Here is a 14455-nt window from a genome sequence, read left to right as displayed (position 1 = left end):
GCCAGTGAGTTGCTGCGCTACCTGATCAGCCAGGCCTACGTTCCCGAGTACCAGGTGCGCTGGCGCTGGAAGCCCAACAGCATCGCCATCTGGGACAACCGCAGCACCCAGCAACTGCCAGACATTCGGTAGCACCCCCATCAGCGACGACACCAACATGGTGAACACCGGCGCCAGGTTGAAGAAAATCGAGGTTCGCGCGGCGCCAATGGCATGAATCCCTTTGAACCACAGCAGGTAGGCCACCACTGACCCGCCGATTGCCAGGTAAATCACGGCACCATGCACGGCAAGTGAAGCGTCGCGGATGCTGGCGATCGGGTCTTCAAGAAGGAAGCCCAGTACGATCAGGCCAAGCACACCGAACAACATGGAAAAACTGGTGGTTTCCAATGGCGTCGAGTCACTGACGAACCGCCGGGGGCCGACCATGTTCGCCGCCCAGGCCATACTGCCGGCCAGGATCATCGCGTCACCGCTGACCACCTTAAGCCCCAGCAATACCTGGATATCGCCACGGGTGATCACCAGGCCGACACCAAGCAAACCCAGGACCAGGCCGATGGCACGGCCGCGATCGATCCGTTCGCCTTCCAGCAGCACGGCAAGGATCATGGTCCACAGCGGCGTGGTCGCCAGGATCAGCGCGCCGTTGATAGGCGTGGTGGTTTGCAGGCCGAAAAACGTTGCGACACTGAACCCGGTAAATCCGAGCAGCCCCAGACCGATGAACGCCAGCAGGTTGTTCTGCAGCACACTGAACCGTAGCTTGCCCCCCAGGCCGAAGATCAGCAGCAATAACAGGGTCGAGATGGAGAAGCGCTCAATGGATGCGCTCAGCGGAGCCATACTCTTGATGATGTAGGCTCCGGCGTTGAAGTTGGTGCCCCAGAAAAACGTGGCACCCAGGATGCCGGCATAGGCCAGCGGGGTTGCTTTGCTCATGGTTGTTACCTCGCCAATCGCTCGACAAACTGCCGATCGTTCGCACCTGCACTTCAGGCGCCGGACTATTCTTTCAAGCTTGGCGATGGGAAAAAATTCCCTGTTTGTTCACCTCATCTGTGAGAAAACGCCCATGTTCGATTGGGAGGATTTGCGCTATTTCATTGTTTTCGCCCAGGAGCGATCGCTCTCGGCGGCGGCTCGCAAGCTGAATGTCGACCACGCCACGGTAGCGCGGCGTATCAGTGCGCTGGAAAGCTCACTGAACGTGAAACTGGTGGACCGACGCCCGCGCTCGTATGTACTCACGGTGGATGGGGAGCGCATCGCCCAGTCGGGGCAGCGCATGGAAAGCGAGTCGTTCGCGGTGCAGCGCACGGCGCAAACCGGCCAGGAAAGCCATGCCGGCGAAGTCACCGCCAGCGCTCCGCCGGCCATGGCCTGTGCGTTGATCGCACCGCGAATCAAGCTGTTGCGCGAGCAATACCCGCTTTTGTCGTTGCAGTTGATTGGCAGCCTGGACAGTGCCTCTTTGTCGCGTCGTGACGCCGATATCGCCGTGCGCCTGAGCCGGCCCAAGGAGCCGGACCTGGTGGTGCGCAAGGTCGCCACGGTGTCATTCACGCTGTATGGCTCGCAGGATTACCTGGCCAACACGGCTCCGCAGGATCGGGTGTTCGTTGCCTACGACGAGAGTCTCGATCAAAGTCCGCAGCAGGTCTGGCTCAAGGAACAGGCGGGAGATCGACCGATCCTTCTACGTAGCAATGACCTGAATATCCAGGCCAATTTCGTCCAGGCCGGGGCCGGTATCGCGGCCCTGCCCGGTTTTATCGGCGCGCGTTACGGCCTGCAAGCCGTTGAGGCCGAGGGACCGCGACTGGAGCGTGACGTGTGGTTACTGGTGCACAACGACATCCGGCACATTCCGTCCGTCCAGGCAGTGATGAGTTTCCTGGTGTCCTGCTTCGAGCGAATCAACCAATGACCGCTCAATCCGGTGCCGGTTCCCTGAACACCAGCAGTCTGCCGGTGGCTCGCTGTACCGTTTTGCCATGCTGATTGCGGGTTTCCATCAACATGGTCACAACGCCCCGGTCGGTCTTGGTGGCGGACGGTTCGATGGCTTTCACGGTCGTGGTCAGCCGCAATTCGTCCTCCGCGTGGGTCGGGTGCGGCCAGTTCAGTTCGATGCCCAGGCCGATGATGCCGTTGGCCAACGGCACACTGTCGACCAGAAGTTTCATGGTCAGCGCCGCGGTGTTCCAGCCGCTGGCTGCCAGCCCGCCGAACAGGCTCATGCTGCCGGCCTCGTCATCAAGATGAAAAGGTTGCGGATCGAACTGTTGGGCAAACGCCAGCATCGCGTTTCGGTCGACGCGAAGGGTGTCGCTTTCAAACACCTGCCCCAGTTGCAGGTCATCGAGGTAGAGCTTTTCCCAGGCATGAACGGTCATGATTCAACCCTCTGCAAGTGTCGGCAGTTCGGCAGTTTATGATACTGCGCAAACCAGGTTGTGGCCCCCTACTCCTGTGGCCGATCCTCCACCCACTGCCAGAACAGTTGGTACCCGACCGCCAGCACCACCGGGCCGATGAACAGACCGATGATGCCGCCGGTGACCATCCCGCCCAAGGCGCCGATCAGCACCACCGGCATCGGCACGTCGACGCCGCGCCCCAGCATCAACGGCTTGAGTACGTTGTCCACCAGCCCGGCGACGAAAACGTAGATGGCAAACACGATGGTCACCGTACTGGCGCCCTCGGTGGCAAACACATAGGCAATCACCGGTAGCGTGATCAATGTCGCCGGCAATTGCATGATGCCCAGCAACAGCACCGCGAGCGCCAGCAGCCCGGCACCGGGTATGCCCTTGAACACAAATCCCAGGCCCACGAGCAGCATCTGGATGAATGCGATACCGACCACGCCGAGCGCCACGGCGCGAATCGTGGCGGTGCAGAGCGCCGCGATCTTCGGCCCTCTGTCCAGACCACTGACCCGCGAGGCGATCTGCACCGACGCACGGCTGCCGGCTTCGCCGTAGGCCATGAAGATGCCGGCGATGATCAGGGCGAAGATAAAGGTCAAAAACCCCATCCCCACGCCGGCCAGTTTGCCCAGCAGCGTCAGGCTTACACCTTTGATTTGCGGGATGTATTTCTCGGTCAATCCGGGCAGATCGGTGGCGGCCTGCAACCAGATGGCCGACAGCGGCTTGCCGATCAGCGGCCAGCTGGCGACGGACTCGGACGGCGGGGGAATTTGCAAGCCTTCGTTCTTGACGACCGTCATGGCATGTTCCACCGAGTCGGCAATCGAAGTGCCCAACAGGTAGATCGGCACCATGAGAATCACGATGGACACCAGCACGATCAAGGTGGCAATCCGCCCTTCCTTCTGCCCCAGCGGCCCCATGAGCTTTTTCTGCAACGGGTACAGCGTGATGGCCAGGATCAGCGACCACAGCATCAAGTCGCGGAACGGACTGAAGATCTCGAAGCAGAACAGCACCAGAACCAATATCAACCCGGCGCGGATCAAGACATCGAGTAACCCACGGGACAAGGCCTTCTCTGAGAGCGGACTGGGTACCATTGAAGTCTCCTGGCAGTTCACTGCGAAGATGGGGAGTCGGTTTGCCCAGCATAGACGCTCAACCGGATCTGCGTTCTGATTGATCAGCGTCGCAACTCAGCACATCGGCTCAATACTCGCGCTTCAATTCAAGTAACGATGCTTTGCTCCAGGCAAACAACCGCGACTGGATTGGCTTATGACGTTTTTCTCATACGATTGCGCTGCCCGACTGTCTCTGTGGCTACCACTGTTATTCGCCAGCTGGGACGTCACGGCCGATGAGCCGGCGCAAAATGCCCAGGGCTTTCTCGAGGGCGCATCACTTGACCTACTGAGTCGAAATTTTTACCTCAACAGCGACTACCGCTCTCCTTCGCCATCCGGCAAGAGCTATCGGCAGGAATGGGCGCAAGGCTTTATCGGCACATTTGAGTCGGGATTCACACCCGGCACTATTGGCGTCGGACTCGATGCCCATGCCTTTTTGGGCTTGAAACTCGATGGCGGCAAAGGTCATTCCGGCACAGGGCTGTTGCCGGTCGACAGTGACGGGCGCAGTGAGCCCAACTACTCCAGCGCTGGCGGTGCCCTGAAAATCAACGCGTCGAAAACCACGCTGGCCTATGGTGAGATGCTGGTGGAAACCCCGGTGTTCGACACCGCGGACAAGCGATTGCAACCGGAATATGCCACGGGGTTTCTGTTGAACAGTCATGAAATCGAGGGATTGAATCTTAGGGCCGGACACTTCACCGCGTTCAAGAACCAGGACAGTTCATCGGCCAAGGGCAATTTTTTCGGCTATGGCGCCAATACCGAAGCGGGCGGCATTTCGTTCCTGGGCGCCGACCTGTTCACCCAGCGCCCCATCGGCGGTGCGCTTTATGCCTCGGAGCTGACCGACACCTGGCATCAGTACTACGGCAATCTGCACTTGAAGCAAAACCAATGGTTCCTCGACGCCAACCTCTACCACACGTGGGACACCGGCCAGGCACTGGCGGGCGCCATCGACAACACTGCGCTCAGTCTGTCGGGCAAGTACACCGTCGATGCGCAAGCCTTTACCCTGGCCTGGCAAAAGATCAATGGCGACACACCCTTCGATTTTGTCGGTGGTGATTCGATCTACCTGGCCAACTCGATCAAGTACGCCGACTTCAATGGCGCGGGTGAGCGCTCATGGCAGGTACGTTACGACCTCGACCTGGCCACGTTTGGCCTCCCCGGCCTGAAGTTCATGACGCGTTATGTCAGGGGTAGCGGGATCGACGGTACCCACGCGCCCAAGGGCGGCGCGTACAACCCGTTCGATGCGGCGGTGGGTGAGTTTGTGCCGCAACAAGGATCTGGCGGTCGGCATTGGGAGCGCGACATCGACTTGCACTACATTGTGCAGTCCGGAGCGGCCAAGGGCTTATCCCTGCAGGTGTCCCATGTGTCTCATCGGGCCAACGCTGCCCAGGCCGGTGATGACATTGACAGGGTTTACGTCATCATCCAGTACCCACTGGGTCTCGGGCGTTTCTGACCAGAAACTGGCGCAAGACACCTGTTAAAAGCTTGACCGTGAACAGAGTATCTACAGAATCAGATCGGGGGGTACAGCCGCAAAAGTCAGGTCGGTTAATTGGAAACTGGCGGAAGGTAGCCGGAGTCGAACCTGCCCGGGAACGGATGCCGTCCCCAACCGGGTTTGAAGCCCGGCCGCGCCACCGGGCGCGATTACCTTCCTCAAAGTCAGGGATCCGTTCGCCGGGCCAGGGCATTGTCCTGACGGATATGGCGCTTGTCGCCAAACCGGCGGGTCAGGCCGAGCCGGTCGAAGTATTCGAGAATCTGGATGCTGCGCTTGCGCCCCAGGCCCACCGCATCGCGAAACGCCGCCACCTGGATCACCGGATTGGCGTCGGCCAGTTGCAACAGCATAGCCGCCAGACGACGGATCATCGTGTCGGTATAGAACAGATCCCGCACCACCTGATGCATCAGCCCCAACCGGGCCATTTTGCGCAGCAGCGAGCGCACCGTGGCTTCGTCATGCCCCAGTTCACGCACCCACGGTGGATCGAAGCCGCCCGCCTCGAACATCGGCTGTAATTGCTGCCACAGGGCTTCGTCCTCTTCACTCAGGCGTACCTGATGATCGGGCAAATGCAGCCATGGCCCGTTGGCGGCGATGGCACCGCTGGCAAGCAATTCGTCGAGCAGGCTGATGAAGGTCGGGCGGTCGAGGGCCGTCCCGGTGAAACGCCGCAGTCGATCACGGTCCGGACCCATTTGATCCGGTTCCAGCTCATGAAAGCGCGCCAGGTGTTGCAGCAGTTCGGCTTTCAAGGCCTGCCAGCGAACAGCGTCGAACAACACCGGCCCTTGCCGTGTTTCGATCAAACGCACGTCCTCAGGCAACACCCAAGTGGCACGCGGACTGTTGAATTGCCGCTCCAGGTGCTGGGGGTCAAGTCCCGTGTCGCTATTGGCCAGCAACGCGGGCAGAATCCGTTCGAGCCGTGTGGATTGGGTCAGCGCCTGTAATTGTGCGATTCGCTCGGGACTGCGACGGTGCCGGGTCGGTGCAAACGGGTCGAGTACCCGTCCACCACCCAGGGTACGTTGCGCGCTCTGGTCCCTCAGGATCAACGGATCGCCCTTCACGGCCTGCACCGGCCTATTGAGCAAGATTTGCGCGAACATCCGCTCGCCCGGCGCCAGGATGGCGTCTTCAAGCAAGGCCACGTGTCCGCTCACGTCTTGAGTGCCAATGTGCACATGCACCGGTTGGAAATGCTCGAAAGGGTGGGATTCGCTCGCCAACAATTGCAGGTGGATATCTATACGCTGGGTCGGTGCGTACAGCCATTCGGCCACCAGCCATTGACCACGATGCATCTGCTCCAGTGCCAGGCGTTCGGCATGCAGGTTCAACGCGACGCGCTGCCCGGCCATGGCGCTTTCGGCAGCTTGATTCTGCGCATGCAGCCCCCTCACCCGTACCGGTTTTCCGAGGGGACCCAGCAGCAATGTATCGCCCACCGCCACCTGCCCGGACAGCGCGGTGCCGGTGACCACGATACCCGCGCCGGCGACGCTGAACGCCCGGTCGATCCACAGGCGAAAAACCCCGTCGAGGCTGCGTTGCTGCACTTCACGTTGTGCATCCAGCAAGGCTTGACGCAGGGTTACGATGCCCTCGCCGGTCACGCTCGACAACGCAATCAATGGCGCATCGGCAAACGGACCGGGCGCCAGCAAAGCGCCGATCTGCTCGCGCACGACGTGCACCCGAGCCGGTTCAACCCGATCGCATTTACTGATCGCCACCAATGCCCGCGGGATGCCGAGCAATTCGACGATCGCCAAATGCTCACGGGTCTGCGGCATCACACCGTCATCGGCCGCCACCACCAGCAGCACCAGATCGATGCCCTGCGCGCCGGCGAGCATGTTATGGGTGAAGCGCTCATGGCCGGGCACGTCGATGAAACCGGTCAAACCCGCGCCCGGTTCAAGCTCGGCGTACAGATAGCCCAAGTCGATGGTCATGCCGCGTTCGCGCTCTTCCCGGCGTCGGTCGCCGGTCTGCCCGGTCAAGGCCTGGAGCAAGGCGGTCTTGCCATGATCGATGTGCCCTGCGGTGCCGACAATCACCCTGCCCGGTCCCCGATCTGCAACCGGTCAAGCTGCGCCAGCCAAGCCGGTTCGTCGTCCAGTTGCCGCAAGTTCAGCCACAAGGCGTCGTCATCAATGCGCCCGAGGACCGGGATCGGCAAGCCGCGCAAGGATTCCTCCAAACCATGCAGACAGCGCCCGCGCAGACGCTTGGAGCTGTGCGGACGCAGGCACAGGGCGGCACTGGGCAAACGCGCCACCGGTTGGCTGCCGCTGCCGATCATACCCAGCGCCGGCACCGCACTGACGCTCCAGGCAGCGCCCAGCACCCGCGCCAGTGACGGTTGCAGGCGCTCAGCCTGGGCGAGGATCTCCGCCTGGGGCCGTGTCAGCAGACGCAGGCTTGGCAGGCGTTCGGCCAATCGATCCGGGTTGCGGTACAGGCCCAGCACCGCTTCGAGGGCGGCCAGGGTCAGCTTGTCGACACGCAGCGCGCGTTTCAACGGGTTTTTTTTGATCCGCGTGATCAGGTCCTTGCGCCCGACAATCAACCCGGCCTGCGGACCGCCAAGCAACTTGTCACCGCTGAAGGTGACGATGTCGGCCCCGTCGAGCAAGGCCTGACGCACCGTGGGTTCGGCGGGCAGTCCCCAGCGCGTGAGGTCCAGCAAACTGCCGCTGCCCAGGTCTTCGAGCAGCGGCAAGCCATGTTGATGCGCCAGTTGTGCCAGTTGCGCCGTGGGCACCCGGGTGGTGAACCCCTGAATGTCGTAGTTGCTCGCATGCACGCGCATCACCAGGCCACTGCGCGGGCCGATGGCGGCTTCGTAGTCGCGGGCGTGGGTGCGGTTGGTGGTGCCAACTTCGTGCAGCTTGACCCCGGCGCGAGCCATGATGTCGGGAATGCGAAAGGCGCCGCCGATCTCGATCAGCTCGCCCCGGGAAATGATGCCTTCCTTGCGCGCCCCCAGACTGTTGAGGGTCAGCAACACAGCGGCGGCATTGTTGTTGACCACGGTCACCGCTTCGGCGCCGGTCAGCTCGCGGATCAGCCCTTCGATCAGGTCATCGCGGTCACCACGCTTGCCGCTGTGCAAGTCGAACTCCAGATTGAGCGGGTAGCGCGCAGCCATGTGTACGGCCTCGATGGCTTCCTCAGGCAGCAAGGCGCGGCCCAGATTGGTGTGCAGCACGGTGCCGGTCAGATTGAAGACCCGACGCACACGGCTGCGATGCTGATTGGCCAGGCGTTCTCCGACTCGGCCCGCCAGTACCTCGGGGCTGGTTTCAACGGCTTCGACCTGGCCTTGGTGCACGCTTTCCCGCACTTCATCGAGCAATTGCCGCAAAGCGGCCAGCAATGCCTCACGCCCGTAGCGTTCGGCCAAGGGGTCACACGCCGGGTGGCGCAACAGGCTGTCGATGGAAGGCAGATGCGGGATTTGACTGACAAGGCTTGCGGGCATCAGGCGCTCCGGAAAGCGAAGGGGTTGGAGGGCAGTGGTCAGTTTGGAGACTGGCGGCATCTGACCCGGCCCCTTCGCGAGCAGGCTCGCTCCCACATCCAGAGTGTAGACCCTGTACTCACTCGTCTCCCGGCGCGAGCAGCAGATTCGGCGCCATCCGCTGGTAACCGTCCTGGGTGAGACGCATGTCCAGCATCAGGCTGGCCAGGTCCGCCGACAGCGCTTCGGCGTGGGCGTCGTTTTCCAGATAGAGCAGCTTCAGATAGGCATTGCAGCCCGGACAGACCTCGGCCCGCAGCGGCGCCTGATTGGCGGCGTGGCGATCGTCTTCGAGGCTCAGGTACTCCAGGCCTTTGCTCTGCTCGCAATACACACACTTGACCCGCACCACGTGCCATTCACAGGCGCACAACGAACAGACCAGGTAGCGCAAACCGTTGTGCTTGCCGCGATTGCGGATGACGCCGGCCATGGCAGGCGAACCGCAGGCCGGGCACTGGCTCAGGCTGGTGCCTTGTGTCAGTTGCAAATTCGGCGTGCTCAGCAGCCAATGGCTCCAGGCGGTTTGCAAGGCCGCGCCGAGAAACGGCACCAAAGCTGCCGGCACCAGCGAATACTGGCCACTGACCAGTGCCACCGCCCAGGCCCGGCGTTGTCCGGGGGCGGCTTGACGCAAGGTGTCCAGCGCCTCGGCCACGGCGGGTTGTTCGGGGGCGGTGTAGCGTTGCAAAAAGGCATCGAAATACACCTGCCAATCGTCCTCGCGGCTCAGGCTGTCGGCGGCGAATGGCGGCAGTCCGTGCTGCAGGCACAGCTCGATGCGTTGTCGGTCGAGGGGTTCGCCGAGCGGCGGGTCATCCAGCACTTGCTGTTGCGCCCGGCACACCCCGGCCAGCAGCTGCAGGTAATCGGCCAGCGGATGTCTCACGTCCTGATGCCCTTGGGCCAGATACTCGAGGCGCTCGGCGCGCAGGCTGAACAGGTTGTGCGGCGGCAGGTGCAGAAACGGCGGCGAACCAGCCGCCGCTTCGATTTGTCCGGGTTCGAGGATGGTCGCCAAATCCTTATCCTTTTTTGTTCAACGGCGGCTCGGGGCGCTCGTCACGGGTGACTTCCCGGTACCACAGTTCATGGTGCCTGCGCGCCCAGGCGCGGCTGACCCAGCCATGCATCATCGCGTTGACCGAGCCCTTGATCCAGATTCCGGCGTAGATGTGCACGATGATGCTCAGGATCAGCACGAAACCGGCCAGTGCATGCAGCAGCATCGCCCAGCGAATGCTGGTGATGCCGAAGTACTCACTGAAGTACGCGCGCCAGATCACCAACCCGGTGAACAGCAGCACCAGCATGCACAGGAGTAAAGTCCAGAACAGCAACTTCTGCCCCGGGTTGTACTTGCCGATCGGTGGTACGCCCTCCTCCTCGTTGCGCATCACCCGGTCGATGCGTCGCAGCCACAACCGGTCATTGCTGATGAAGTAATTGGCGCGCCAGAACTGCACCACCAGGCCGAGAAACAGCAGGAACATCAACACGCCCATGAACGGGTGCAGGATACGTGTCCAGGGGCCGCCACCGAACAGGTTGCTCAGCCAGAACAGCGCCGGATGAAACAGCGCCAACCCGGACAACCCGGCCATCAAAAACAGAATCGCCACCAGCCAGTGATTGGTGCGCTGGTTGGCGGTGTAGCGAAGGATCTGCTTGCGGATCATGATCGGTCCCCTGTCTTCGGAGGGTGCTTGGGATCATAGGTGTGCACCGCTGGATCGATTTCATGCACCGCCGGGTCCGGGCCGTGGGGCAGCTCATCCTCTTCGACCACCTGCGGCCCGACGCGCACGTAGTGGAAGAACCCGGCCAGCACCGCCGCGCCCATCGCCAGCAGCGCCAGGGGTTTGCTCAGGCCTTTCCACAGGCCGACCAGGGGACTGATCACCGGGTCGCTCGGCAGACCGGCATACAGCTTCGGCGTGTCGGCGTGGTGCAGCACGTACATCACATGGGTGCCGCCGACACCAGCCGGGTCATATAGGCCGGCGTTATCGAAACCACGGCTCTTGAGGTCGACGATGCGTTCGGCGGCATGCTCCTTCATGTCTTCCTTGGTGCCGAACACGATGGCGCCGGTCGGACAGGTTTTCACACAGGCCGGCTCCAGCCCTACGGCCACCCGGTCCGAGCACAGCGTGCATTTGTAGGCTTTGTGATCCTTCTGCGAAATGCGCGGAATGTTGAACGGGCAACCGGTGATGCAGTAACCGCAGCCGATGCAGTGGTCCTGGTCGAAATCGACGATGCCGTTGGCGTGCTTGATGATCGCCCCGGGACTGGGGCACGCCGCCAGGCAACCGGGCTCGGCGCAGTGCATGCAACCGTCCTTGCGGATCAGCCATTCGAAGTTGCCGGCATCGGTTTCGTGTTCGGTGAAGCGCATCAGGGTCCAGGTTTCTGCGCTCAAATCCTGCGGGTTGTCGTAGGTACCGAGGTTATGGCCGACCTCGTCGCGCAGCTCGTTCCATTCCGAGCAGGCGACCTGGCAGGCCTTGCAGCCGATGCACTTGGTGGTGTCGATGAGCTTGGCGACTTCCTCCAGGTTACGCACCGAGGATGGCACGGTGGTGGTGGCCGAGCGGGCAATGATGTCTTGGCTGGCCATTTAGATTTTCTCCACGTTGACCAGGAATGACTTGGATTCCGGGGTCTGGGTGTTGCCATCGCCGAGGAACGGCACCAGGGTGTTGGTCAGGTAACCGTGGCGCGTGAGGCCGGTAAAGCCCCAGTGCAGCGGGATCCCGATCTGATGCACCACCTGATTGTTGACCTGCAACGGCCGGATTCGCTTGGTCACCACCGCCACCGCTTCGATGTGCCCGCGCTTGCAACTGACGCGCACACGGTCACCGGCGACGATGCCCTTCTCCTTGGCCAGCACTTCGCCGATTTCGACGAATTGCTCAGGCTGGCTGATCGCGTTGAGCCTGCAGTGCTTGCTCCAGAAGTGGAAATGCTCGGTCAGCCGATAGCTGGTGGCGGCGTACGGATAATCCTTGGCCACGCCGAGCGTGTCCCATACCGAATCGAAGATCCGCGCTGCCGGGTTGCTGGTGGCTTTCTTGTTTTGCGGGTGCAACGGGTTGATGCCGATTGGGGTTTCGAAAGGCTCGTAGTGTTCGGGGAACGGGCCTTCGTTCATCTTGTCGACGGCAAAGAACCGCGCCACGCCTTCGGGGTTCATGATGAACGGATTCATCCCCGCTTCCGGCGCCACATCGGCCTTGTAGTCCGGCACATCGGTGCCGCCCCAGGCCTTGCCGTTCCACCACACCAGGCGTTTTTTCTCGTCCCACGGTTTGCCTTGCGGATCGGCCGAGGCGCGGTTGTAGAGAATCCGCCGGTTGGCCGGCCAGGCCCAGGCCCAGCCTTGATGCTGATGCATGCCGAACGGATCGTTGTTATCGCGCCGGGCCATCTGGTTGCCCGTCTCGGTCCAGCTGCCGCAGAAAATCCAGCAACCGGACGCGGTGCTGCCGTCGTCCTTGAGCTGCCCGAAGCCGGACAGTTGCGCATTGGCCTTGATCGCCGCGCCCGTGGCGTCGGTGAAATCGGTGGTGGCGCTGCCGTTGATTTCTTTTGCCAGTTCCTCCGGCGAAGGCTCGTCGGCAATCTTGTAGGGCCACGACAGCTTGAGGATCGACTCGGCCCAGGCACCGCCGTTGGCCTGGTAACGCTGACGCAGGCGCAGGAACAACTCGCTCATGATCCGCACGTCGGTGCGCGCCTCGCCCGGGCCGTCGGCGCCTTTCCAGTGCCATTGCAACCAGCGGCTGCTGTTGACCAGCGAACCGTCTTCCTCGGCGAAACAGGTGGTGGGCAGGCGAATCACTTCGGTCTGGATATCGGCGCTCTTCACATCGTTGAACGGCCCGACATGCCGCCAGAACTCCGAGGTTTCGGTGGCCAGCGGATCCATCACCACCAGCCATTTGAGCTTGGCCAGCGCCGTCATCACCCGGTTCTTGTCGGGCAACGCGGCAATGGGGTTGAAGCCCTGGCACATGTAGCCGTTGACCTTGCCCTGGCCCATCAGGTCGAAGACCTTGAGGATGTCGTACTGGGGAATGTCCAGTTTCGGCAGGTAGTCGTAGCCCCAGTTGTTCTCGGCCGTGGCATTGGCGCCGTACCAGGCTTTCATCAGGCTGACGTGGAACTTGCGGTAGTTCTGCCAATAGGACAGCTGCCCGGGACGCAGCGGTGTTTGCGTGCGTTTGACGATATAGGCGTTGTAATCCTGCTCGGCATCGCCGGGCAGCGTGAGGTAGCCCGGCAGCGAGTTGGACAACAGGCCCAGGTCGGTCAGCCCCTGGATATTGGAATGCCCGCGCAAGGCATTCACGCCACCGCCCGGCATGCCGACGTTGCCCAGCAGCAGTTGCACCATCGCCGCGCTGCGGATGATTTGCGAGCCGATCGAATGCTGGGTCCAGCCCAGGGCGTAGAGAATCGTCATGGTCTTGCCCGGTGTCGAGCAAGTGGCGATTTCTTCCCAGATTTTCTGCATGGCATCGACCGGCATGCCGCAAATCTGGCTCGCCAGTTCGAGGCTGTAGCGGCTGTAGTGCTGTTTCATCAATTGATAGACGCAGCGCGGGTCCTGCAGGGTCGGGTCGACCTTGACGAAACCGTCCGCACCGAGTTCATAACCCCATCCGGATTTGTCGGTATAGAGGCGCTTGGCCGCGTCATAGCCACTGAAAATGCCATCCTCGAAGCCATAGCCGGCTTTGACGATGAACGACACGTCAGTGTAGTTGCGCACGTATTCGTGCTGGATCTTGTCCTCGGTGAGCAGGTAGTTGATCAGCCCGCCCATGAAGGCAATGTCGGTGCCGGTGCGGATCGGCGCGTAATAGTCGGCCACCGAGGCGGTCCGGGTAAAACGCGGATCGACCACGATCAGCCGCGCCTTGTTGTGCGCCTTGGCTTCGGTCACCCACTTGAAGCCGCATGGGTGCGCTTCTGCTGCGTTGCCGCCCATCACCAGAACCAGATTCGCGTTGGCGATATCGGTCCAGGTATTGGTCATGGCACCACGGCCGTACGTCGGGGCAAGACTTGCCACCGTCGGGCCGTGTCAGACACGCGCCTGGTTATCAAACCCCAGCATGCCGAGACTGCGAATGACCTTGTGGGTGATGTAGCCCGCTTCGTTGGATGCCGCCGATGCCGCGAGGAAACCGGTGGTCAGCCAGCGGTTCACCGTCTGGCCCTGGGCGTTCGTCTCGATGAAGTTGGCGTCGCGGTCGGCCTTCATCAGGTCGGCGATGCGATCCAGCGCTTCATCCCAGGAAACACGCGTCCACTCGTCGCTGCCGGGTTTGCGCACTTGCGGGTATTGCAGGCGTCCGGGGCTGTGAATGAAGTCCAGCAGGCCGGCGCCTTTGGGGCACAGGGTGCCGCGGTTGACCGGGTGGTCGGCGTCACCTTCGATGTGAATGATGTTTTGCGCGACATTCTTCGCCGCATCGCCCTGGCTGTACATGATCAACCCGCAGCCGACCGAGCAATACGGGCAGGTGTTGCGGGTTTCATGGGTGTGGGCGAGCTTGAAATGACGCACCTGTTCGGCAAAGGCAGGCGTCGGGGCCATGCCCAACGCGCCCAGGCTAGAGCCTGCAAGGCCGATACCGGCGACCTTGAAGAACTGACGACGGCTGAGGTCCATCGTGCACTCCTGATCAGGTGGAGATCCGGTGCTTTGCCGGATTTTTCTGGACAATCACGGTCGCGGCAGACGGGCTGCCGACATCTCAAACTTTAGTCAACACACTGACAAGCTGTGTGAAAA

Annotated in this window: 10 protein-coding genes, 1 tRNA gene and 2 pseudogenes; 3 read left to right on the top strand and 10 right to left on the bottom strand. The window is 61.8% G+C overall.

All coding sequences use genetic code 11. The features are described 5' to 3' along the window. Positions 1–111 (top strand): annotated as a pseudogene (locus FFS64_RS15955) (TauD/TfdA family dioxygenase); the annotation flags it as partial. A gap of 45 nt (positions 112–156) precedes the next feature. On the opposite strand, the pseudogene FFS64_RS15950 reads toward FFS64_RS15955, so the two are convergent. Continuing rightward, positions 157–945: pseudogene (locus FFS64_RS15950) on the bottom strand (DMT family transporter); the annotation flags it as partial. Between the two features lie 133 nt (positions 946–1078). Between FFS64_RS15950 and FFS64_RS15945 the strand changes: the two are divergent. Continuing rightward, positions 1079–1933, top strand: coding sequence for a LysR family transcriptional regulator (locus FFS64_RS15945; RefSeq protein WP_137806177.1), 855 nt, complete (start codon positions 1079–1081; stop codon positions 1931–1933). Positions 1934–1937: 4 nt separating this feature from the next. Here FFS64_RS15945 and FFS64_RS15940 read toward each other — a convergent pair whose 3' ends face one another. Both FFS64_RS15940 and FFS64_RS15935 read right to left on the bottom strand, forming a co-directional pair. Further along, positions 1938–2402, bottom strand: coding sequence for a MaoC family dehydratase (locus FFS64_RS15940; RefSeq protein WP_137806176.1), 465 nt, complete (start codon positions 2400–2402; stop codon positions 1938–1940). Positions 2403–2470: 68 nt separating this feature from the next. Further along, entirely contained in the window at positions 2471–3547 is a 1077-nt protein-coding gene (locus FFS64_RS15935; RefSeq protein ID WP_137806175.1) for an AI-2E family transporter, read from the bottom strand. A 178-nt stretch (positions 3548–3725) separates the two neighbouring features. Here FFS64_RS15935 and FFS64_RS15930 point away from each other — a divergent pair, with 178 nt between their 5' ends. Next, positions 3726–5060 carry an OprD family porin gene (locus FFS64_RS15930; protein WP_137806174.1) on the top strand — a complete coding sequence of 445 codons (1335 nt, stop codon included), beginning with the start codon at positions 3726–3728 and terminating at the stop codon, positions 5058–5060. Positions 5061–5167: 107 nt separating this feature from the next. On the opposite strand, the gene FFS64_RS15925 is transcribed toward FFS64_RS15930, so the two are convergent. From FFS64_RS15925 to fdnG, 7 genes are all read right to left on the bottom strand, one after another. Continuing rightward, positions 5168–5263 (bottom strand) — tRNA-Sec (locus tag FFS64_RS15925). 6 nt (positions 5264–5269) lie between these two features. Continuing rightward, positions 5270–7177 carry a selenocysteine-specific translation elongation factor gene (gene selB, locus FFS64_RS15920; RefSeq protein WP_137806173.1) on the bottom strand — a complete coding sequence of 636 codons (1908 nt, stop codon included), beginning with the start codon at positions 7175–7177 and terminating at the stop codon, positions 5270–5272. Further along, complete coding sequence (gene selA / locus FFS64_RS15915) at positions 7174–8604, bottom strand: L-seryl-tRNA(Sec) selenium transferase (protein WP_137806172.1); 1431 nt, start codon at positions 8602–8604, stop codon at positions 7174–7176. Before selA ends, selB begins: the two co-directional genes overlap by 4 nt. Before the next feature lie 118 nt (positions 8605–8722). Beyond that, positions 8723–9664, bottom strand: a complete 942-nt coding sequence (gene fdhE, locus FFS64_RS15910) for a formate dehydrogenase accessory protein FdhE (RefSeq protein WP_137806171.1) — start codon at positions 9662–9664, stop codon at positions 8723–8725. Between the two features lie 4 nt (positions 9665–9668). Continuing rightward, positions 9669–10322: a formate dehydrogenase subunit gamma gene (locus FFS64_RS15905; protein ID WP_137806170.1), complete on the bottom strand. Its 654-nt coding sequence runs from the start codon at positions 10320–10322 to the stop codon at positions 9669–9671. Then, complete coding sequence (gene fdxH / locus FFS64_RS15900; protein ID WP_137806169.1) at positions 10319–11266, bottom strand: formate dehydrogenase subunit beta; 948 nt, start codon at positions 11264–11266, stop codon at positions 10319–10321. The genes FFS64_RS15905 and fdxH overlap by 4 nt, the downstream gene beginning before the upstream one ends. After that, positions 11267–14332 (bottom strand): formate dehydrogenase-N subunit alpha, encoded by a 3066-nt coding sequence (gene fdnG / locus FFS64_RS15895; RefSeq protein ID WP_137806168.1) that lies wholly within the window; start codon positions 14330–14332, stop codon positions 11267–11269. It abuts the gene before it with no gap. Positions 14333–14455 lie beyond the last annotated feature (123 nt).

Origin of the sequence: Pseudomonas sp. G(2018), from assembly GCF_005502415.1 — a bacterium.
Lineage (GTDB): Bacteria > Pseudomonadota > Gammaproteobacteria > Pseudomonadales > Pseudomonadaceae > Aquipseudomonas.
This window is presented reverse-complemented; position numbering and strand designations above follow the sequence as displayed.